At 67.3% G+C, this 20,745-nt stretch carries 21 protein-coding genes and 2 pseudogenes; 10 read left to right on the plus strand and 13 right to left on the minus strand.

Annotation, left to right across the window (positions count from 1 at the left end):
- Positions 1-375: 375 nt before the first annotated feature.
- The 4 genes from HEB94_RS54265 to HEB94_RS54275 form a co-directional block, all read right to left on the minus strand.
- A complete protein-coding gene (locus HEB94_RS54265) occupies positions 376-717 on the minus strand; it encodes a type 2 periplasmic-binding domain-containing protein (protein WP_420481574.1) in 342 nt (113 codons plus the stop codon).
- A 189-nt stretch (positions 718-906) separates the two neighbouring features.
- The gene (locus HEB94_RS54270; RefSeq protein WP_420481510.1) at positions 907-1,257 is read right to left on the minus strand and encodes an alcohol dehydrogenase catalytic domain-containing protein; all 351 of its coding nucleotides are present in this window, start codon (positions 1,255-1,257) and stop codon (positions 907-909) included.
- Between the two features lie 134 nt (positions 1,258-1,391).
- A complete protein-coding gene (locus HEB94_RS03545) occupies positions 1,392-3,137 on the minus strand; it encodes a helix-turn-helix domain-containing protein (protein ID WP_192748203.1) in 1,746 nt (581 codons plus the stop codon).
- 195 nt (positions 3,138-3,332) lie between these two features.
- Positions 3,333-3,788, minus strand: coding sequence for an alcohol dehydrogenase catalytic domain-containing protein (locus tag HEB94_RS54275; RefSeq protein WP_420481511.1), 456 nt, complete (start codon positions 3,786-3,788; stop codon positions 3,333-3,335).
- Between HEB94_RS54275 and HEB94_RS48925 the strand changes: the two genes are divergently transcribed.
- The 3 genes from HEB94_RS48925 to HEB94_RS03560 all read left to right on the plus strand — a co-directional run bounded on the left by HEB94_RS48925 (position 3,680) and on the right by HEB94_RS03560 (position 6,948).
- Positions 3,680-4,240: a TetR/AcrR family transcriptional regulator gene (locus HEB94_RS48925; protein ID WP_202896091.1), complete on the plus strand. Its 561-nt coding sequence runs from the start codon at positions 3,680-3,682 to the stop codon at positions 4,238-4,240. The genes HEB94_RS54275 and HEB94_RS48925 overlap by 109 nt on opposite strands.
- A complete protein-coding gene (locus tag HEB94_RS48930; RefSeq protein ID WP_202896092.1) occupies positions 4,237-4,494 on the plus strand; it encodes a hypothetical protein in 258 nt (85 codons plus the stop codon). The genes HEB94_RS48925 and HEB94_RS48930 overlap by 4 nt, the downstream gene beginning before the upstream one ends.
- A gap of 564 nt (positions 4,495-5,058) precedes the next feature.
- Positions 5,059-6,948: an RCC1 domain-containing protein gene (locus HEB94_RS03560; protein ID WP_192748618.1), complete on the plus strand. Its 1,890-nt coding sequence runs from the start codon at positions 5,059-5,061 to the stop codon at positions 6,946-6,948.
- Here the strand turns inward: HEB94_RS03560 and HEB94_RS03565 are convergent.
- Positions 6,929-7,453 (minus strand): hypothetical protein, encoded by a 525-nt coding sequence (locus HEB94_RS03565; protein ID WP_192748619.1) that lies wholly within the window; start codon positions 7,451-7,453, stop codon positions 6,929-6,931. The two genes, HEB94_RS03560 and HEB94_RS03565, sit on opposite strands and share 20 nt — an antisense overlap.
- Before the next feature lie 221 nt (positions 7,454-7,674).
- Between HEB94_RS03565 and HEB94_RS54280 the strand changes: the two are divergent.
- The 3 genes and pseudogenes from HEB94_RS54280 to HEB94_RS54290 all read left to right on the plus strand — a co-directional run.
- A pseudogene (locus HEB94_RS54280) lies at positions 7,675-7,797 on the plus strand (MerR family transcriptional regulator); the annotation flags it as partial.
- 248 nt (positions 7,798-8,045) lie between these two features.
- Positions 8,046-8,219: pseudogene (locus HEB94_RS54285) on the plus strand (TipAS antibiotic-recognition domain-containing protein); the annotation flags it as partial.
- On the plus strand, positions 8,220-8,342 hold the full coding sequence (locus HEB94_RS54290) for a hypothetical protein (protein WP_420481512.1): 123 nt from the start codon (positions 8,220-8,222) through the stop codon (positions 8,340-8,342).
- Positions 8,343-8,609: 267 nt separating this feature from the next.
- Here HEB94_RS54290 and HEB94_RS03580 read toward each other — a convergent pair whose 3' ends face one another.
- Positions 8,610-10,427, minus strand: a complete 1,818-nt coding sequence (locus HEB94_RS03580; protein ID WP_192748620.1) for an ABC transporter substrate-binding protein — start codon at positions 10,425-10,427, stop codon at positions 8,610-8,612.
- A gap of 86 nt (positions 10,428-10,513) precedes the next feature.
- Complete coding sequence (locus tag HEB94_RS03585; protein ID WP_192748621.1) at positions 10,514-11,353, minus strand: phytanoyl-CoA dioxygenase family protein; 840 nt, start codon at positions 11,351-11,353, stop codon at positions 10,514-10,516.
- Between the two features lie 64 nt (positions 11,354-11,417).
- On the opposite strand from HEB94_RS03585, the gene HEB94_RS03590 reads away from it, so the two are divergent.
- The gene (locus HEB94_RS03590) at positions 11,418-12,284 is read left to right on the plus strand and encodes a helix-turn-helix domain-containing protein (protein WP_192748622.1); all 867 of its coding nucleotides are present in this window, start codon (positions 11,418-11,420) and stop codon (positions 12,282-12,284) included.
- Positions 12,285-12,383: 99 nt separating this feature from the next.
- Here HEB94_RS03590 and HEB94_RS03595 read toward each other — a convergent pair whose 3' ends face one another.
- The 3 genes from HEB94_RS03595 to HEB94_RS03605 all read right to left on the minus strand — a co-directional run bounded on the left by HEB94_RS03595 (position 12,384) and on the right by HEB94_RS03605 (position 15,776).
- Positions 12,384-13,037: a DUF2399 domain-containing protein gene (locus HEB94_RS03595; RefSeq protein WP_192748623.1), complete on the minus strand. Its 654-nt coding sequence runs from the start codon at positions 13,035-13,037 to the stop codon at positions 12,384-12,386.
- A 384-nt stretch (positions 13,038-13,421) separates the two neighbouring features.
- Complete coding sequence (locus HEB94_RS03600; RefSeq protein ID WP_192748624.1) at positions 13,422-13,736, minus strand: DUF6221 family protein; 315 nt, start codon at positions 13,734-13,736, stop codon at positions 13,422-13,424.
- Positions 13,737-15,131: 1,395 nt separating this feature from the next.
- Entirely contained in the window at positions 15,132-15,776 is a 645-nt protein-coding gene (locus HEB94_RS03605) for a dihydrofolate reductase family protein (RefSeq protein WP_337917452.1), read from the minus strand.
- 328 nt (positions 15,777-16,104) lie between these two features.
- Here HEB94_RS03605 and HEB94_RS03610 point away from each other — a divergent pair, with 328 nt between their 5' ends.
- Together HEB94_RS03610 and HEB94_RS03615 are read left to right on the plus strand one after the other, a co-directional pair.
- Positions 16,105-17,850 carry a helix-turn-helix domain-containing protein gene (locus HEB94_RS03610; protein WP_192748203.1) on the plus strand — a complete coding sequence of 582 codons (1,746 nt, stop codon included), beginning with the start codon at positions 16,105-16,107 and terminating at the stop codon, positions 17,848-17,850.
- Positions 17,851-18,155: 305 nt separating this feature from the next.
- Positions 18,156-18,365: a hypothetical protein gene (locus HEB94_RS03615; RefSeq protein WP_192748625.1), complete on the plus strand. Its 210-nt coding sequence runs from the start codon at positions 18,156-18,158 to the stop codon at positions 18,363-18,365.
- Positions 18,366-18,444: 79 nt separating this feature from the next.
- Here HEB94_RS03615 and HEB94_RS03620 read toward each other — a convergent pair whose 3' ends face one another.
- Positions 18,445-19,092 carry a hypothetical protein gene (locus HEB94_RS03620; RefSeq protein ID WP_238361406.1) on the minus strand — a complete coding sequence of 216 codons (648 nt, stop codon included), beginning with the start codon at positions 19,090-19,092 and terminating at the stop codon, positions 18,445-18,447.
- 148 nt (positions 19,093-19,240) lie between these two features.
- On the opposite strand from HEB94_RS03620, the gene HEB94_RS03625 reads away from it, so the two are divergent.
- Positions 19,241-19,690, plus strand: a complete 450-nt coding sequence (locus HEB94_RS03625) for an Hsp20/alpha crystallin family protein (RefSeq protein WP_420481513.1) — start codon at positions 19,241-19,243, stop codon at positions 19,688-19,690.
- A 552-nt stretch (positions 19,691-20,242) separates the two neighbouring features.
- On the opposite strand, the gene HEB94_RS03630 is transcribed toward HEB94_RS03625, so the two are convergent.
- Positions 20,243-20,473 (minus strand): hypothetical protein, encoded by a 231-nt coding sequence (locus HEB94_RS03630; protein WP_192748627.1) that lies wholly within the window; start codon positions 20,471-20,473, stop codon positions 20,243-20,245.
- 111 nt (positions 20,474-20,584) lie between these two features.
- Positions 20,585-20,737, minus strand: a complete 153-nt coding sequence (locus tag HEB94_RS03635) for a hypothetical protein (RefSeq protein WP_192757182.1) — start codon at positions 20,735-20,737, stop codon at positions 20,585-20,587.
- Between the last annotated feature and the right edge of the window lie 8 nt (positions 20,738-20,745).

A 20,745-nucleotide genomic window follows, 5' to 3' on the forward strand; every position in this document is an offset into this window, starting at 1 on the left:
GAAGGCTGGAGGCCTTCATCGTGTTCCGAGCTGGTCGGTCAGCAGGCGAGTCCCGCCACGACCGGCAGGAACTGTCTATCCTCGCCCGGCACCTACTCCGCGCCCTGCATACGTGGGCGTTCCCTGGTGTGTTTGGAGCAGCCCCACGACCAGCGCTTCCGCCACCGCGTCAAGGACCGCATCCCCCAGCAGTATCCGGTGAGGAAGTGCCGGGTCGGCTTCGCTCCGCAGTAGGTGTCCTGTCCGTCGACCTTGCGCCTCGCGCGGCCACGCTGAGCATGACCTGGCGCTCCTTCTCCCCATCGATCTGTCGGATGACCAGCGCGTCAACACTGGGGTTGAGTTTCTCCAGGGGCGACGCCTCGCCAGGTCCACCTAGGTGGTGAGGGTGGCGGTGCGCAGTGCTTCGGCGACCCTGATGACTGGTTCCGATGGCGGCCTTGGCGGCCTGGCGGGGAGGATGCGTCGCTGTTCGCTCGTGCCGCCACGTACGGGCAGGACAACTACGCCAGGGGGTATGGCGTCCTCGAGCACGGCGGGAATGGTGGTGAGGCCGCAGCCGGCGGCGACCAGGTGAAGCCTCGCTAGCCAGTCGCGGGCGACATGCGCCATCTCGGGTTGTTCGTCGAGGCCTGGCCACGCACGCAGCTGTGGACCTCCGGCCGGACCACCTCGAGTGGGCCCGCCGCTGCCGGAGATCCAGCGTTGCCCGTGCAGCTCGGTGACGTCGACGTAGTCACCGCGCGCGAGGGGGTGGGTGGCGGGCGGGCGAAGCTGTGGTTGACCTGGCTGGCCACAGCGGTGACGCGGGCGCCCATGGCGACGCCGAGTTGGATCGCCATGCTGCCCACGCCGCCGCTCGCGCCGACCACTAGCAGGTCCTCGCCGGTCGCGAGCCGCAGCACGTCACGCAGCGCGCAACGCGGTCACCCCAACGCTGGGAGCGCGGCGGCCAGGGTGCGATCCACATGGGCCGGCACGGGACGAGGGCGGAAGCCTTGACGGCGAGGTACTCGGCGGCGGCGCCGGCGGCCGGAGACGTCGCCGACGAAACCCCCACACGCGCTGCCCGATGTCCGCGTCGGTGACTCCCGGCCCGAGGGCGGTCACCTCGCCGGCGAAGTCTAGGCCGGTTCGCTTGGGAAAGCGGCGGCCCGCCATCATCTTCATGCCGCCGGAGCGGATCGTGACGTCAAGTGCTGGTGCTGCGGACGCGGATGAGTACCTGTTCCGCGCCCGGCTCTGGCCGGGTGACAATGCGCACGCTCAGCTTCTCCGGCCGGCCGTACCGTCGTATTCCACCGCGCACACTCAGCTTCGGCGGCCTTTTCGCCAAGTACTGCCCTACCGCTAACGCTGATTCTCGCGCAGCGGATTCAACCCCAGCTTGATCACTCGTATTCGTAGCGGAGGTGTCGTCCGCCCCACCAGGGGACTTCGGTGGTGGGGAGGTCGGCGTGGCGGAGGACGGGTGAGTAGGCGCGTCGGTCGAGGCGGACGATGGTTTCGTTATCGCGGTTTTCGATTGTGCCGCCGGTGGAGAGGAATCGGCGTTGCAGGGTGTCGGGTGTGGCGGTGGCGTAGCCGGGGAGGCGTCGGCGGAGCGCGGCGCAGATGGTGTGGGCGAGTACGGAGAGCACGACGTCGAGGTCGATGTTGAGGGGGACCGCGCCGGCGAGGGCGTCCAGGCCGAAGGAGCGGATGGCTTCGGCGAGGCGTTGTTCGATGTTCATCCGCCTGGCGTAGGCCTCGATCACGTGTTTGGTCGGGGTGGTGCGATTGTTGGTGATCAGGATGGTGGGTTCGTCGTGCCCGAGTCCGGTGATGGCGAGTTGGCGTAGCGTGCTGGGGTAGGCCGAGAGTGTGGCGGCGGGGTCTTCGATCACGCGGACACGGCGGGTTTTCCCGCCCGCTCGGGCGATGGTGAGTGGTGTCCAGTCCTTGGCGGGCAAGGCATGTAGGTGTTCGGTGAGTTTCGGGGTGCGGGCGCGCAGGGTGATGAAGGCGATGCCGCGGGCGTCGAGGTCGGCGAGCTGGGCCTGGGTGGTGACCTTGGAATCGAAGATCAACAGTTTCGGGTCCGCTCCGGAGGTTGTGCGCCAGTGGTCGGCGAAGGCGAGGATTTCGTTGTTCTGGTTGGCTTTGGCGAGGTCGGCGTTGGCGTAGAGCAGGGTGTGGGTGGCCGCGTCTTCGGCGAAGAAGGTCAACACTGAGCGGGTGCGTTGCGAACGTCTGGGCACGTAGTGTTTTTCCAACGCGGGGTCGGCGCCCCAGTGCATGACGGCGTGGAAGTCGAGGTTGATCGCCTCGCCGTGCGCGAGCCCTGCGGCGAGGCTGGCTTTGTCCAGTGCGGCAAGGAATCGTTGTTGCCGGGTGTGGTCGAGCCGGTAGGAGTAGGTGGTCAGCGCGGTGGCCTTGGGCAGGCTGGTCAGCCCGGCGAACAACGCCGCACCGGGGTCGGTGGCGATGTCGTCGATGTGGGAGACGCGGCGGGTGGTGGTGAGTTTGATCGCCAGCAGCGACAGGATCGAGCTGATCGCCGGGATCACAGACGTGCCGGGATAGCCCGCGGCCCGCACCAGGCCGGGCAGGTCCAGTGCCACCAGATCGGGGATGGTCAGCAGTAGCCCGGCCATCCGGGTGTCGGCGTGGGCGGGCAGGACGGCGAAGTCGATCACCTTGGTGCGGGGCTGGGATTCGCGTCGGGGTAGGCCGCGCTCGGCGTGCGGACGGGGCCACAAGCGTGGGAACCCTTCCTCGGCCAGGACTTCGGCGACCCCGGTGCGGTTGAGCGGAGTGTCCTCCTCGGCGAGCGCGGCAGCGATCTCGTGGGCCGAGTGGCCCAACCGGCGCAGCTCGATGATCCTGGTGCGGGCCGCTTCCTTGGCCGGGGCCGTCTTCGGGCCCGGACGCGAGCTCTGGAAGAACTCGCAGCGTCCGGCCCGGAAGTCCCGCACCAGCGACTGCAGCGTCGTCAGGGTGTAGCCGAAGCGGGTCGCCGCCTCCGCCGCTGAGACTCCCTCGAACAGGTACGCGCGCAGTGCCTCGTAACGACGCTGGTTCGCCGCTGCTGGGGCGGCGAAGTACTCACTGCCCCGACGGGCCGCTTCGGGGGTGGATATCGCTGCTTGTTCCACGATTCAACTACAGCAAGCGACACGATCGCGGTCAACATGACACGCCGATCACTGGCGGCGACAGAGCGCAACGGCAGCCATCGCTGCGTCTCTCCCGCCGTCGTACTCCAAGTGAGATCGTGCTCGCTCATCACATCCGGGTCGGACGACAATCCGAAATCCGCCACAACAGGCAGTCAGATCGACCCTGACCGATCACCCGCTTCGGGCGCAACGACCATCACAATCACATGCCCATAGGCGAAAGCAGCCCGGAGCCGCCCAACATCCTGGAGCCACCGACGCGCCACCGCTAGACACGAGAATCGGCGCTAAGGTCGCGTACTCGGCCAGCGGGCCGGAGGTGACGGCGGGGATACCGACGCCGGGAGCGAACGACGGCGGGGCGCCGAAGCGGAACACCTCCTCGCCCACCTCGAACCCCTTCGTGCCGGGGCCAAGCTTGGTCACCGTACCGGCGACGTCGGTGCCGGGGACGAACGGGAAGTCCAGCGGGACTATCTCGCGCACCGTCCCTGCGGTCATCAGCAGGTCGGCCGGGGTTGACCGAGGCGGCCGCCACCCTGATCTGGAGCTGTTCTGGGCCGGGCTTGGGGATCGGCAGATCCTCGATGGCGAACGAGTCGGGCGTGCCGTTAAGCAACCTTCCAACGAGACAACTTGTCTCACAGCAGGCATACCGTCTGAGCCAGGTCGAGGTGACCAGGCTCAACGCTGGCGTTCTCGACCTGGACAGGAGCCTCGAAATGTCCCGGGAGAACGACCGGGTTCGGCGCACGCGCACCCTGCTCAGGCAGGCGCTGGTCGAGCTCATCGAGGAGCACGGCTTCGAGCGACTCACGGTCGGGCAGATCACCGAGCGGGCGATGGTGAGCAGGGCCGCCTTCTACCGCAACTATCGCGACAAGTACCAACTGGTGGAGCAGATCTTCGACGACGCCATGGCCGGACTGCTCGGCACCATGACGGACGCCCCGGCCCGCCCGTGCTGGAGCGGTGGACCGGGTTCTTCGAGCACATCAACCACTACCACCGCCTCTACGGCGCGCGCAACGGCAGCACCCGGTTCGCGCGCAGGATGCAGGCCACTCTCGCCGACATGACCGCCCAGCACCTGCCCCAGCCGCCGGGCGACCTGGTCCTCACACCCCTGGGAGGCATCTTCCTCCAGGCCATCACCTGGTGGCTGGACACCAGCAGACGGGTCCCAGTACGGGAGATCGCCACCCGGACGGCCGCACTCGCCTCGGCGCTCATCACCGAGGCCAACAACGGCGGATCACGAAACCGCTACGCCGCCGTTGAACACCGTCAGTCACCATCGAGCTCACCATCACCGAGAACTCGCGACAGTTGAATAGGCGACTCCACGCCGGAAGGCCGCCGCAGTCGGTGGGGACACGTCGGTGCCGAACAAGACGCGGTCCGGGTGCCGGTCGATGAGTGCCCGGGTGGCGCGCGGACTGGCGGCCCAGCTCAGCGATGCGGGCGGCGATGTCAACGGCGGAGTTCGGTAGGTGGTCAGCATCCCGTCCACTCAGCCGAGGTCTTCGGCGTAGCAGCCCAGGGCGGCGAACAGCAGCACGGAACTCCAGAGCTGCGGCTTCCAAGCATCACCTCCTGGACGTCCCGCGCCTTCTCTCGGAGTACGTCGCGGAGCCACCATTGCTTGCTCATCACAGCGTGTGGTGGCGACGGTGGACGCTTGCGCCTGGAGATTCGCATATCGGTGTGATGACAGGCGGTACCGGTTAATGTCTGGTGATCAAGGTCGGTTGTGGCGTGCTTTCAGCCCTCCGAGTCGTGTCCGGGCAGTCGGTCGGTTTCTTACGTGTTCGAGGGAGGGATGGCGCTGATGCGTGCATGGACTTCTGGCGGCAGGGGGAGGCCGGAGCAGGGCAGGGGATGGTACGGCGGGGCGATGTCCGCTGTCCTAGCCATGGTGTGCCTGGTGGGGGGCTTGATGGCGGCGCCGCCCGCGGTGGCGGCGCCCGGCGCCGACCTCGCCCTCGCCTGGGGCTACAACACGGCCGGGCAGTTGGGGGACGGCACCACCACCAACCGCACCACCCCGGTGGAGACGGCCCTGCCTGAGGGCGTCACCGTCACCCAGATCTCCGCCGGCGACAGGCACGGCCTCGCCCTGACCTCGGACGGCCGCGTCCTGGCCTGGGGAAGCAACAGCAACGGGCAGTTGGGGGACGGCACCACCACCAACCGCACCACCCCGGTCGAGGTGGCCCTGCCTGAGGGCGTCACCGTCACCCAGGTCTCCGCCGGCAGTTTCCATAGCCTCGCGGTGACCTCGGACGGCCGCGTCCTGGCCTGGGGGTCCAACGTCTATGGGCAGTTGGGGGACGGCACCACCACCAACCGCACGACCACGGTCGAGGTGGCCCTGCCTGAGGGCGTCACCGTCACCCAGGTCTCCGCCGGCAGTTTCCACAGCCTCGCGGTGACCTCGGACGGCCGCGTCCTGGCCTGGGGCTACAACGGCCGCGGGGAGTTGGGGGACGGCACCACCACCGACCGCACCACCCCGGTCGAGGTGGCCCTGCCTGAGGGCGTCACCGTCACTCAAGTCTCCGCCGGCGTGAACGAATTCAGCCTCGCGGTGACCTCGGAGGGCCGAGTCCTGGCCTGGGGCCACAACGGCTATGGGCCGTTGGGGGACGGCACCACCACCGACCGCGCCACCCCGGTGGAGACGGCCCTGCCTGAGGGCGTCACGGTCACCCAGGTCTCCGCCGGCTTCGACCACAGCATCGCGGTGACCTCGGACGGCCGAGTCCTGGCCTGGGGAGGCAACCACTATGGGCAGTTGGGGGACGGCACCACCACCGACCGCACCACCCCGGTCGAGGTGGCCCTGCCTGAGGGCGTCACCGTCACCCAGGTCTCCGCCGGCGTGCACCGATTCAGCCTCACGGCGACCTCGGACGGCGGCGTCCTGGCCTGGGGATGGAACGTCGATGGGCAGTTGGGGGATGGCACCACCACCGACCGCACCACCCCGGTCGAGGTGGCCCTGGCTGAGGGCGTCATCGTTACCCAGATCTCCGCCGGCGGTCTCCACAGCCTCGCGCTGGCCCAGCCGCCACCTCGGGCGAGCAGCAGCACGTCGTTGACCGCTGAACCCGCCGAGGCCGCGCCGGGCGAGGAAGTCGCCCTGACCGCGACCGTCACCTGCACCGATGGCACGCCGACCGGCACCGTCACCTTCCTCGACGGTGAGACCACGATCGGCGCCGCACCGGTCGGGGACAACGGGACTGCCACCCTCACCACCACTCCCAGTGAGGGCGAGCACCAGATCACCGCCCGCTACGAGGGCAACGGCTGTCTGCCCTCCACCTCCGAAGCGGTCACCGTCACCATCACCGCCGAACCCGGCCCGGGCGAGCTCACGGTCGAGACCGCCACACAGTCCACGGCCCGTCCCGGCGAGAGGGTCACCTACCGGATCGAGATCACCAACACCGGCGACACGACGCTCACCGACGCTCAGGTCACCGACGACCTGTCCGACGTCCGGGCCCACAGCACCATCACCGACCGCCCACACGCCACCAACGGCACCATCACACCCTCCCGCGACTCCTTCACCTGGACCGGCACACTGGCGCCCGACGAATCGGCGGTCATCACCTTCACGGTGAGAGCGCGCAAGCCCGGCGTGATGGAGAACACGCTCACCTGGGACGGCGGCTCGGACCGTACCTCGACCACGATCTCCCTCTCACACGCTGGCGAACACGGTGGTGAGCACTGCCGCAAGCACCCGGGAGCACCTACCGCACACTGCGCCTGAACACCATCGCCCACTTCGGTACTCGCCGTACGTGCCTAAGGCGATCGGCTGCTGTGGACCGACTCCGTCGGTCCTTGCATCGGATCCGCCCGGGACGGCCCCAGCAGTGACCGTGTCGGTGCGCGGCAGAAAGCAGCGCCCGGATCGCCTCAGAGGCCAGCACGAGCAGGGCGGGTCCTGCCCAGAAGAAGAGCGGCGAGAAGACGAGCGTCGCCGTCGCGATGGTCGCGAGCAGCGTCCAGGCGAGGTTCCCGGCACAGGTGATGTCGCCGGTGCCGGTGATCCGGCCGATCTTGTTGCCGAGGAATTCGGTGAACCACACGGTGCCGCCCGGGCCAGCGGCGATGAATGTTGGGCCAGAACTGGGCGTGACGGGAAACTCAGTGACGATCGGGTTGTGTTGCGTCTCGGCGTGTGCCGAACCGGTCAAGGACGTGGACATCGCGACGGCGACGCCGACTCCGGCCATCGCCTTCCGGGTTAGCCCACCAGTTCTAAAACGCATGATCGGCTTTCTCCCTTTCGAATACGATCGGGGGCCAGCTGCGGATCGGCCGCACAGGCCTGCCCAGGGGATCCGCGAGGGATGCTGCCGCCTGACGTCGCGTCAGGTGCAACCGGGAGAACTCGGCGACGTTCACGCTTGCGCCTGACGTCGCGTCAGGTAATAGCGTCGGTCCGGTGGTCCACATAGATGAGCGATGCTGGAAGATCGGCGACCTGGCCATGGCGACGGGTCTCACCGTCCGTGCCCAGCATCATTTCGATCGGATCGGGCTGTTGGTGCCGACGCTGCGTACGCCGACCGGGCACCGGGTGTACACCGACGGCGACGTCCGTCGGCTGTACCGGATCCTCGCGTTGCGCCAGCTCGGCATGCCGCTGGCCCAGATCGCCGAGTCGCTCGACGGCGACCTCGATGATCTCGGCTCGGCGGTACGTGCCCAGCTCGTCGCCGTCGAGCGAACCATCGAGGCGCAGGGCCACCTGCGTATACGGCTCACGGCTCTGCTTCAGGCCATCCTGCGGGCCACCGAGCCGTCCATCGACCAACTCATCGAAGCGATGGAGGCACTGATGCAGGCGAAACAGCGACACTGGAGCCTGGATTCGCCGACAGGGTCGCCGAATGGCAACGGCGGGGCACGGAGATCTTCGCTGAGCTCCAGACACACATCGAGGACGGAACGGACCCGGCCGATCCCGCCGTACAGCAGTTGGCTCGGCGGTGGACCGCGGTAATGCGAGACATGGCGGGCGGAGAACCGGCCATGATGTCGTCGATCTACGCCCGGATCGAACGGAAGGGGCCCCAGGCCGCGACCCGCGGCGTGCTGACCGCGCAGGTCTGGGACTACCTCAGGCGAGCATTCGCGATCGGCTTCGGCGCTTGACGGCCGCTTCGGGGAACGAACGTCCGCGACCATCACTGCCCGGGGATCACGGCGATCGGACGAGCCGCTCGCGCGGTGGCAGCGAGGTCGCCGAAGACCTGGCCGTGAGGCCCACCTCGTCGACACATGCGAGAGCCAGCGCCACAGCCCATGGGGCTCAGACCATGGCAGCGCCCACACCCACCCGTCTCGCGGGTGAGGCAGCGATCCCCGGCGAGAACAGGTCTCGGTAGCGAGGCAACGTCACCAACGCCTCGGCGGTTGAGCCTATGCGGGGTCCAGGCCACCCTTGAACATGAGCAGGGTGGTGAAGTTGTCCGCGTACGGGGCGTTGAGCATGATCGGGCCGTCGTCGGCGGGCCACTGCTTGACGCGGACACCTTCGAGGGCGGGGTTGTTCCCGTAGCGTTCCTCGATGGGGATGATCGGGAGCAGCTCGTTGAACGCTCGCGCCGCGATCGTGACGTTGCGCTTCTGGAGTTCCTCGTCGAGACCGGAGCCGGCGTCGTTGACGATCTTCTCCAGGTCTATCTTCCCGAATGCCTTGGTTTCCTGGACGAGGGGGAACGCGATTCCTTTGCCGCCCTGGTTGGCTGCGATCGGGGTGTTGTGGGTGAAGAAGTCGCTCACGAACGAGAAGTGCGGGTGGGGGTCACTTGAGGAGCCCCAGCCCTGCATGGCGAACTCGAAGTTGCCCTTGTCGAGGTCGATGGGTTGCTGGGTGAAGGTCACGCCGCGCATCGTGAGCTGGATCCCGAAGTCCTTGAGTTCTCGGCTGATGCTCTGCGCAGCTGCCACGTAGTCGAAGTACTCCGCTGGGTAGGAGATCTCGTACTTCGCAGGTTTGCCTTGCGGTGTGTGCCAGGTGCCGGCTCGTTTGGTCCAGCCCGCCTCCTGAAACATCTCCGCGGCCTTGGCCGGGTCGTGCTCGTAGCGGTTGAGCCGAGCCTGGTCCTCCTCGGTCAGCCAGGCGGGTACCTGGATGTCGGAGAACCCGGCCATCAGCTGGACGCCTTTGTAGGACTCTCCTCCGACCTTGGCGGCCAGGTCCCGGTCGATCGCGTGCGCGAGCGCCTGCCGGGCCCGGACGTCGCGGAACTCAGGGAGCGCATCGAGGTTGAGGAAGAGACCCCCGCCGGCGTAGGTGGGCGGGCGCAGGATGCGGATGCCCTTGTTGACGATCTCCTTCTCGGTGGCGGTCGGGAAGCCGTGGGTGGCGTAGTCGACGCTCTTGGCGAGAACGACCGGTGTGATGTCGGTGGTCTCACCGTTGTAGAGCGTGATCTTGTCGAACTTGATCTTCTCCGCGGCGAAGCCCTTGTCGTTCTTGACCAGGGTGAGCTGCGCGTTGGTGATGCTTGCGAAGTCGTAGCGGAACGGGCCGCTGGTCAGGACGTCCTTGTTGGGGTCCTTGGGACGGTAGGCCTGGAGTTCCTCGTTGAGCTTCTTGCCCTCGTCGCTGTCCAGGTCCTCGCCGGACTCGAACAGGTCGGTTGCTCGTTGGGCGAACTCGCCGTACGTGGCGTGTGGGAGGACGTGGGCTCGGACGACGTACCGCTCGACGACCGTCGAGGCGTTGTTCATGGTGAACACGACGGTGTGGTCGTCGGTGGCTTCCAGCTTGTTCAGGAACTGCCATTCGGTCTGCCGCATCACGCGCCGGCACATGAAGGTCGACACGACGTCCTCGCTGGTGATGGGCGTTCCGTCGTTCCAGGTGAGACCGCTCCTGATCGTGTAGGAGAACGTGCTGTTGTCCGGGTCGAAGGCCCACTTCTCCCCCAGCAGCGGCTCCCACTTCTTCTCCTGCCAGTACCACATGCCACCGGGGAGGAAGATCAGGTCGCGGTACATCCCCAACTCGATCGCGTCAGTGACGCCCGCCATCAGGTTGAAGTGACCCTTCGGGGGCACCTGGTAGGGCCATGCGCCGTGGAACTCCCGCAGTCCCTCACTCCCACGGGTCTCACGGTCCTGAGCAGCGCAGGCAGCCGCGGTCGCTGCTCCCGCGGCACCGAGACCGACGAGTTCCAGCAGCCGCCGTCGGGACAGTCCCCGCACCGATGAGCTTGGCGTCCTCATCATTCCCGCTCCTCAACCTCGGTGGTTCTCGCATCGCAACTGCCTCAGCGCAGGCCCTTCAGGTCGCACCTACTCAGGCGGTCCCGCCATCACTCCTTCGAGTGCCGTGCACGCTGGGCTCGTGGGGTCGTCTGCTGCCCTTCCCGCCACGGGTACACCGCCGGATTCGCTGCCGGCGTACGCGCTGCGCTGCCTCCGATGATGTAGGCCCGCCGGTAGTCGTCGGACCTGTTGGCTGCCGTGTAGTGGACAGTCCTGCTGTCGTGGATCGTGGCGCCGCCGGGCGGGAGGGGACATGCCACCGCGGTCGACACGTCCACGACTCCCGGTACCACCTCGAGACCGTGCACACGCGGGTCGTTGCCGATCTGTTGGTGCGGCAGCACCTCACCGCGGTGGGAGCCGGGTATGAACTGCATGCACCCGTTCTCCACGGTCGCCTCCTGCAGGGGAATCCAGATGCTCAGGGAGCAGTAGGTGTAGGCCGGATCCCAGTACGCCTCGTCCTGATGCCACGGCGTCTCCGCCCCCTGGTGCGGCGGCTTGTTGATCGCGTGGTCACCGCCAACCGTGGCCGAGGGCCCCAGCAATGCACGCACCAGCGCCTCCACACGTGCGATGGTCTCGGCCTGAAGGATCTCCGGCGCATATCGTGACGGCTTCAGGATCTGGGGTAGGCGGGCCTCGCTGTCCTCTTCGTCGGGCCCGGCAAGGTCGAACTGGTCGCCGTTGGCGCGCCCCGCCCGATCGGCAAAGAGCCGATCGTAGATCCCGCGCATGCGCGCAACCTCGTCGGCAGAGATGACGGACGGCAACGCGAGGAAGCCCTGCTCGTGGTAGCGGGCGACATCGTCTGCGGTGAGTCCACTGGCGGCGTGCGAGCTTGGGTGCGTCGCGTCGGAGCCGGTGGACTTGTTGACAGAAGCCATGCGACGAAGCTAGAGCCGAGGGAAGCCAGATGCGTCCACAATCGAACGCGAGAGGAAATCGAACGTGGGATCCTCCGATCGACTGGAACTCCGCGACCTCGGCGTCCCGGGCATCCTCGTCCTCGGCCGCTACCGGCACTCCTACGCCCACGTCGGCCTGAAGCGGCACTCACACCCCGGATGCGTCGAGGTCTGCTTCCTCGCCCGGGGACGGCAGCGATACCGCCTCGGCGGCCGCGTGTACGACCTCACCGGCGGCGAACAGTTCGTGGCACTGCCGGACGAGGAGCACGACACCGCCGAGGAGCCCCAGGACAAGGGCGTGCTGTACTGGCTGATCGCTCAGCTCACCCCGGACGACGCGCCACTGCTCTACCTTGACCGGCCCCAGAGACGGCAGGTCAAGCAAGCGTTGTTGGAGATCCCTTCGCGGCAGTTCACCGCCTGCCCCGATGCGCGCACACTCCTCGACGACGCGATCAGCGTGCTACTCCTGCGACCACAGGGTTCCCTCAACCGGCTACGGGCCGCCATGCTCCTGGCGCAGTACCTCCTCGCAACCATCGCTGCCGCCACCGCCGAACAGGAACGCCTGGTATCCGAACCGGTCCGGCAGAGCAGGCAGTTCATCGCCGACCACCTGACCGAGCCGATCAACGTCACCACCCTGGCTCACGTCGCCGGGCTTTCGGTGCCTCGCCTGCACGCCCGGTTCCGCCAGGAGATCGGCCAGTCCCCGGGCGAGTACATCCTCCGCGCCAAGATCGCACGTGCGCGCGACCTCCTCGCCGACACCGACCTGTCCGTGACCGACATCGCCCACTCCCTCAGCTTCTCCAGCGCCCAGTACTTCGCCACCGCCTTCAAACGCCTGACCCGGGCCACACCAACGTCGTTCCGGCGCAGCCTCAAGGGCCTTGCGGCGACCTGACCCGATGGTCCGCCGTCGGCCCCCACTACTGGGACGTCGTGAAGTCGTCCCTGGCGGGGGCCGGGTGGTCACGGCGGACAGGCGCACGCTCGGCGTTGGTCAACGGTCGATCGGACTTAGTCTCAGTGTTTGTGTGAGGTCGGGAAGCAGTACCTCGAGAAGAGATTCCTGGACTGCTACCTGTTGCTCGTGCATCGCCGCAGCCAGTCTCGGATCCCACGGCGTCGCGACCGGTACTCCCTCCAGCCCGAGCCTGCTGTCCGCTGGCAACATTGCTACGGCGGAGAAGTAGTCGTCAGCCTGCATCCGCCACGGGACCACCCCGTTCGCGTACAGTCGGCCCGCGATTGTGACCCCCGGCCAGTCGAAGTCGCCGTGGTAGCGGAGCCGAACCGATGACCCGAGCAGCTCCCGCACTATTTGCCAGCCGACGCTGGCGGGGTTTCCCGACGTGCACAGCAGTGGGCTGGGCGCGCCTGCGCGGGCAGCCGCCTGGAGCACCTGTGGGTTCTCGCACACTGACATCAGCGATCCCGGCTCTGCCAGCTGCACGCCAGCGGCAGGCCCACGCAGCTCCTGCAACGTCAGGTGCGTCACCGTGCCGAGGTGGGCCCGCTGCCGCATCATCTCCGACCACAGATCGTGTCCGGGCGGCCTCAACCCCCATGCAAGGACGGTGCCCGACACCAGGTCAGGCGTGACCTCCAGCACAGTCCACAACTCTCTGCGCGCGGCCGCCTCGACGCCCTGCACGCCGCGCTCGGTGTTGACGACGCCACGGCCCTGATCGCAGCGCTGAGGGCGGCTGAACCATCACTGCGTAGGGACCATCCCGCCTCACCGACGAGATCGCCGCCATCGAGCAGAAGGCAACTGGAATCCGCAGCGCCGACCAACGCCACCGAACCTGCCCCGGACAACCACGACACGGGCGTCCGGACGCGTGTCGCCGCAGGCGCCTACGGCGAGGACCTGCAACTCGCGCTTTACACCTGCACTTCGCCGGCACGGACGGACGCTGGGGTGGGACCCGGACCTGCTGCGCCTGCGCGGTGATATGGAGAGCCGCTGCGTCGCCGCGCTGCCGACGACGTTCTACGGCGCCCCGACCGCGCGCGCCGCCCCGGACTCAATGGCTCATGGCCGCCACTCGTCACGGTAGTCAGGGTGGTCGGCGTATGGCCTGGCAAGGATGGCCAGAACCGCCTGATGGGCGGTCGGGTCGTGCGCGGCGACCTGTTCCCATTGGTCGCCCAGTTGAGGGATCACGATCCGGCCCTTCGCCTGAAGGTCGGCGAGCACGAAGTGGGCCACGATCGGCGGCAGGTCCGCCACCGTGCTGGTGTCCCATCCGGGATCGAAGTCGGGAGGCGCTTCGGCGTGGAGGCAGCCGCGTAAGGCGTTCTCCTCGGCCACGTCGAGCCGGGCGAGTAGGAACTCGGCGAGGGTCATATGGCATCTCCTTGATCTGGTCCCACAGGGCGACGTTTTACTTCCTCACGCTGACGATCGTGTCGCATACACGGTTGGTGCGCTGCCAGTCGTCGTTGCGACCGCCCTGATCGCAGCCGCGGGGCCGCCGGGAACAAGGATTTCGGTGCCTGGGCTGATCCTTCGGGAACGGAAGATTTGAGGACTTGCATGGTGATCGTGATCGGTGAAGAGGGCGCGACTGGCCCACGCACATCCACGGTTACGTCATAGCCTTGCAGCCTTCTTCACGCATGGTAGAGCCGGGAATGAGCCGAGGCCTGGGGCGCCAGGTCTTCACCGCCTCGCATCAGCTATCCCTACGCGATCTGGCCCACGCAGCGCGGTCGGGATGTAGACCGACATCGTGACCGACCAGGGTTGGCCTTGGCGGCACGCCGCCCGCACACTCGGAGTCGGGGTCATCGCCCCATATGAGAGACCCCTCGATCTCGATCTTGAGGCGCGACGCGTCGCTTCTCGCAGCGGATCATGATAGGCCCTTGGACCGCTGGCGAACACGGAATATCCTGGATCTGGCTCGCCTTACTTAGTAAGGATCGATGAAGGAAGCGAGTACCTGCACTTAGTGTGGAGGGTCAGATGTACAGCGTTGAGCGTTTTGACTGCAACGTTTGCCGCTCGTCTGAAGCCAAGTTTCGTGCACAGTCCGGCAGCAGTTCCGTGAATACCTGTGAGGCTTGCGCCCCGTTCGTCCTGTCCGGCTTCCGCGCAAGTCGGCGAGAGGCGTCCTTGATCCCGCTTGACGAGCAGGCGCCAAATCGGACCGTCTCCAAAATGGCTGGCGAAATGTCCGGAGCGCCGTTCAGGAGGTATCCCGACCATAACTGGCTAGAAGGGACGTAGATGACAGAAGGAGCTTGACCATGGCCAGCGATCGAACGGTCTACCGCGTCCAGCCCAAGCCGGGCGAGTGGAAGCTCAATAAGACGACCCGTGGAACGAACAGCTCTGTGGCGAGGAGTGCGAGCTGGTCGGTTATCACCGTCACTGGGTTGATCCCGGGCACGCGCTCGTGGCTTGTCTGTTCGACATCGTTCATGGGGGTTCGCCGAAGGAGGTCGACCTGTCGTCGCTCCCACCGGGATGGCGTCGGCTGGTCAGGTCCATCCAGAAGCGGTGCGAACGTAACTGCGCACAGGTGCCGGCGAGTTCGTGGGCGCCCCGGCGCAGCGCCTAGCGCTGCCCACAGCGGCCGGTCTAGTCCCTTTGCGAAGTTTCGAGCTACCACCGGCCGCTGCATCCCCGGCATTCGGTACCGCAAGCGCTTCACCGCGCTACCCAGGCGGTCTGGTGGGTCGACTCGTCCTCGATCTCGTCTCAGCGCACGACATCGCAGTCGCTCCGGATGCAAGGTCACCCGACGGTCAAGCAGGTAGCTTCCGTCCGGGCGACCGGTCGAGGACGGTCGCCGAGCGCCCTCCTCCACGGTGGCTCCACGGTGTACGCGCCCGCGGAGATCGAGCCGTGGCTTGCGGGGGTGAGGGGCAGCGAGACGACGCCGCCGGCCAGTACGCGCGAGTTGTCTTCGTCGGTTGCGAACGTGGCGGGCGTCGATCCGTCGGAGAACAGGCGCTTTCCCGCCCCGACGACGACGGGGTACTGGAGCAGCCTGTAGACGTCCACGAGTCCTGCCTGGTGCAGCGTCTGCACGAGCCTCGAGCTCCCGTGAGCCTGGAGCTCCTTACCGGGGAGCTCCTTACCGGCGAGCTCCTTGAGGCGGCGTACGACCAGACCTGCCGAACCGTCGCGGCCACGTCCTGGGTTCTCGTACGGAACCGTGGTCCAGATCCGCCCTCCCCGGTGGACCCGGTAGAGGTCGGACGCGCTCTCTTGACACTCCTGAACGTTCGGTAGCGACGTCCACCGCCTGAGCCCCGCGAAATGACCCAAGGGCCGGGCTCGTGGTTTCGGCCCCCGGGCGCCGAGACGCCCGGGGCGAAGCACTCGTATCGATCGAGGAAGTCGAGAGGCTGAGCACGCGAGTGCAGCAGCCGTCACGCGAATCGAGGCTTAGCGCCGATTCTCGTGTCTAGCGGTGGCGCGTCGGTGGCTCCAGGATGTTGGGCGGCTCCGGGCTGCTTTCGCCTATGGGCATGTGATTGTGATGGTCGTTGCGCCCAAAGCGGGTGATCGGTCAGGGTCGATCTGACTGCCTGTTGTGGCGGATTTCGGATTGTCGTCCGACCCGGATGTGATGAGCGAGCACGATCTCACTTGGAGTACGGACGGCGGGAGAGACGCAGCGATGGCTGCCGTTGCGCTCTGTCGCCGCCAGTGATCGGCGTGTCACGTTGACCGCGATCGTGTCGCTTGCTGTAGTTGAATCGTGGAACAAGCAGCGATATCCACCCCCGAAGCGGCCCGTCGGGGCAGTGAGTACTTCGCCGCCCCAGCAGCGGCGAACCAGCGTCGTTACGAGGCACTGCGCGCGTACCTGTTCGAGGGAGTCTCAGCGGCGGAGGCGGCGACCCGCTTCGGCTACACCCTGACGACGCTGCAGTCGCTGGTGCGGGACTTCCGGGCCGGACGCTGCGAGTTCTTCCAGAGCTCGCGTCCGGGCCCGAAGACGGCCCCGGCCAAGGAAGCGGCCCGCACCAGGATCATCGAGCTGCGCCGGTTGGGCCACTCGGCCCACGAGATCGCTGCCGCGCTCGCCGAGGAGGACACTCCGCTCAACCGCACCGGGGTCGCCGAAGTCCTGGCCGAGGAAGGGTTCCCACGCTTGTGGCCCCGTCCGCACGCCGAGCGCGGCCTACCCCGACGCGAATCCCAGCCCCGCACCAAGGTGATCGACTTCGCCGTCCTGCCCGCCCACGCCGACACCCGGATGGCCGGGCTACTGCTGACCATCCCCGATCTGGTGGCACTGGACCTGCCCGGCCTGGTGCGGGCCGCGGGCTATCCCGGCACGTCTGTGATCCCGGCGATCAGCTCGATCCTGTCGCTGCTGGCGATCAAACTCACCACCACCCGCCGCGTCTCCCACATCGACGACATCGCCACCGACCCCGGTGCGGCGTTGTTCGCCGGGCTGACCAGCCTGCCCAAGGCCACCGCGCTGACCACCTACTCCTACCGGCTCGACCACACCCGGCAACAACGATTCCTTGCCGCACTGGACAAAGCCAGCCTCGCCGCAGGGCTCGCGCACGGCGAGGCGATCAACCTCGACTTCCACGCCGTCATGCACTGGGGCGCCGACCCCGCGTTGGAAAAACACTACGTGCCCAGACGTTCGCAACGCACCCGCTCAGTGTTGACCTTCTTCGCCGAAGACGCGGCCACCCACACCCTGCTCTACGCCAACGCCGACCTCGCCAAAGCCAACCAGAACAACGAAATCCTCGCCTTCGCCGACCACTGGCGCACAACCTCCGGAGCGGACCCGAAACTGTTGATCTTCGATTCCAAGGTCACCACCCAGGCCCAGCTCGCCGACCTCGACGCCCGCGGCATCGCCTTCATCACCCTGCGCGCCCGCACCCCGAAACTCACCGAACACCTACATGCCTTGCCCGCCAAGGACTGGACACCACTCACCATCGCCCGAGCGGGCGGGAAAACCCGCCGTGTCCGCGTGATCGAAGACCCCGCCGCCACACTCTCGGCCTACCCCAGCACGCTACGCCAACTCGCCATCACCGGACTCGGGCACGACGAACCCACCATCCTGATCACCAACAATCGCACCACCCCGACCAAACACGTGATCGAGGCCTACGCCAGGCGGATGAACATCGAACAACGCCTCGCCGAAGCCATCCGCTCCTTCGGCCTGGACGCCCTCGCCGGCGCGGTCCCCCTCAACATCGACCTCGACGTCGTGCTCTCCGTACTCGCCCACACCATCTGCGCCGCGCTCCGCCGACGCCTCCCCGGCTACGCCACCGCCACACCCGACACCCTGCAACGCCGATTCCTCTCCACCGGCGGCACAATCGAAAACCGCGATAACGAAACCATCGTCCGCCTCGACCGACGCGCCTACTCACCCGTCCTCCGCCACGCCGACCTCCCCACCACCGAAGTCCCCTGGTGGGGCGGACGACACCTCCGCTACGAATACGAGTGATCAAGCTGGGGTTGAATCCGCTGCGCGAGAATCAGCGTTAGCGGCGAGGAGCCGATCCTAGATCGCACGCATGCGTGCGACCTCCTCGGCAGAGATCAGCGACGGCAACGCGAGAAAGCCCTGCTCATGGTAGCGAGCGACATCGTCAGGGACAGGCGGCCGGCGGTCCCGATCGGCGACGTCGTTCTCGGAGGCGCCGTCACCGGCGTGGTCGTCGGTGTCGCCGCCACAGACGCTAGCGAACGTTTCGCCGGCATCCTTCTCCTGCTCGTACGGCCCTTCTCGATCGGGGAGATGGTGCAACTGTGCTCGGGGCAGCTCGTGGTCCCGTCACCGGCCGGGTACTCGACATCGGGCTCGTCTACGTCCGTATGCAGTCCGACACCGGCCCGGTGGCCGTGCCGAACAGCCAGGCGCTCAACGCGGTCGTCTGCCCACCGGGCTACCAGACGGACACCGACGTGCCGCTCGTGCCGACCGACCAGCCGTTGGCGGGCCGGCAGTCCGGCGGTTGACCGAGAGCGCTTCGCGCGCTGTGGGACAGAGAGAGCGGTGATGAGAAAGCGGCCGAGGGTCTTGCTCCCTCGGCCCGCTTCATGTCACTTGTTCGCGCCCGGAATTCCGGCGGCGTTCGTCGGCACTGCGGACCCCGGTTGCCTTCTGGCCGATGGCGGTGATCTCCTCGGCGAGGTCGGGATGATCTGCACGCAGGGACGGCTCAGCCGCCGCCAGGGGGGCGATCAGCGCCGCGGCATCGTCGTCACCAAGGGCGGCATCCAGCGCGTCGAGGCGCTCCCGCTGCAGCGGGTCCTGCGCCAGGAGTGGGCTGACCTGGCCAGCGAGGCGACGCAGGCCGGCGGCGTTGTCTCGGGCCCACATGGCGACCGCCCGGTCAGCGGAACGCCTGTCCCGGGCCGCCTGGACGCGCTGCTCGCGCGTGGTGTCGGGATCCTCGCTGGCATGCGGATTGATCCGAAGGTAGCGACGTTCGGCAGCCTGCCGGCTGGCCAGACCCAGCACTTGTGCGATGTCAGTCCAGGTCACTCCTCCCTCCCGTGCCGCCCGGATCAGGACCGGCTCCCACCTGCTCAGGTCGTCGCGGAGGCGCCGAAGAGCAGCCAGGGCGTCGAGCAGTTCCCTCTCACCCGGCTCCTCCCCACCGCCCTGTTTTCCACCGTGACTGGGCTCCAGTCGGGTGATCAGGTCTGCCAGGCGGGCGACCACGGCCGCACTTGTCTCCAAATCGGACCTCCGAGACCTTCGGGACGGGTGTCGCCATCCAGCGCGCCCCGTCATTGATTCGTTGACTAACCCTGTTGTCATCGGTTCGATGACATGCTACAACGAGAGCGTGCATTGACGTCCCGGCCACGTCTTAGCAAGGAGGTTCATGACGATGTTGATGCGCACTGACCCGTTCCGAGAATTGGACCGTTTAGCGCAGCAGGTCTTCGGTGGCACGAGCCCCGGCACCTGGTCCCGGCCCAACCCGATGCCGATGGACGCCTACCGCGTCGGCGACCAGTTCATGGTCGAGTTCGACCTGCCAGGCGTCAGCCCTGAGGCGATCGAACTGGACGTCGATCAAAACGTCCTCACCGTGAAAGCCGAGCGACGCCCCCGCGAAGGCGGCGAGCACGTCGAGATGCAGGTGGCCGAACGCCCACTCGGCGTCTTCTCTCGCCAACTGTTCCTCGGTGACACCCTCGACAGCGAGCGCATCGAGGCGCAGTACGACTCGGGTGTTCTCACCCTGAGGATCCCCGTCGCCGAGCGAGCCAAGCCGCGCAAGATCGCCATCGGCACCAGCGACACCGAAAAGAAGCAGATCAACGCCTGAGACAGCGTGCCGGTGGGTGCCCGCACCCACCGGCACGCCCGGACGAGGCCGGTGATGGTCGATGACGGGAGCACACACGACCCTCGTCGAGGACACCGCAGCGTTCTGGGACATCATCTGCGAAGACACGGCCTTGCTGCGGGCACACTTCGACGAGGTTGTCGCCGCCTGCTGTGACGACACCCCTCCACCCCCACCACCACGTCGGGTCGGCGCTCGACGCCTGCCACCCCGGGAACCCCACTACCGTCTCCACGGCGAGCCACGACGCCCGCCGCAGAGCGAGACGACCGGACCCGCGAGCGTCACCCAGCAAGGAAGGCAGCGAGGGCCTCCGGCGTACTGACCGGCCCCCGTCCGCGGACTGACGAAGAGGTGATGCTTTGACGAAATAACACAGCACCGTTGACGAGACCAGCGATGCGGCCGCCCCGCCCGAGGTCCTCGCACAACGTGACAGCACATCCGTCACGCGCTCCAGACTGGAAGGACAGTCCCTCGGTAGGGACGCCGCATCGCCCCACTCCAGCAGCCAAGCCACCACTGCCCTGTTCAGCCACGGTGTCGGTGCGACTGAAGTTGCCCGGGTCGATCGCCTGGGAGATGCCGATGACGGGGAAAATCCGCCTCCTCGATCGTGCCACCGACGATGACGCGGCTGCCACCGAGTTGGCCGAAGCTATCGCGGTCGTCCTCGGAGTTCGTGATCCGGACCTCGACGCGAGGATTGGTGCTGCCGTCGGCGACCTCACTGGACAGGATGTCCTGGCCGGTACGGGTCACCGCGTCGATGAGCGCGCGCCGGTCCGTCCGGGTGAGTGCCTAGCCGCCGAGGAAGGCGTCCAATCCGCTCTGGTCGCGAACTCCGGGAACGAGGGCCGCCGCACCGAAGATTCAGGGGTTGACCCGGGCACCGTCGAAGTCGAGGGTGCGCCAGTCATCGTCATTCGCCCGTTCGAAGGTACCCATAGTGACGGCGAACGGACTGACGCCCACCGCGAAGTTGGTGGCCGCGCCGAAGCTCCCGGTACCGGTGCCCAGCAGCACCGACACAT

Source organism: Actinopolymorpha pittospori (assembly GCF_014873875.1).
Taxonomy (GTDB): Bacteria; Actinomycetota; Actinomycetes; order Propionibacteriales; family Actinopolymorphaceae; genus Actinopolymorpha; species Actinopolymorpha pittospori.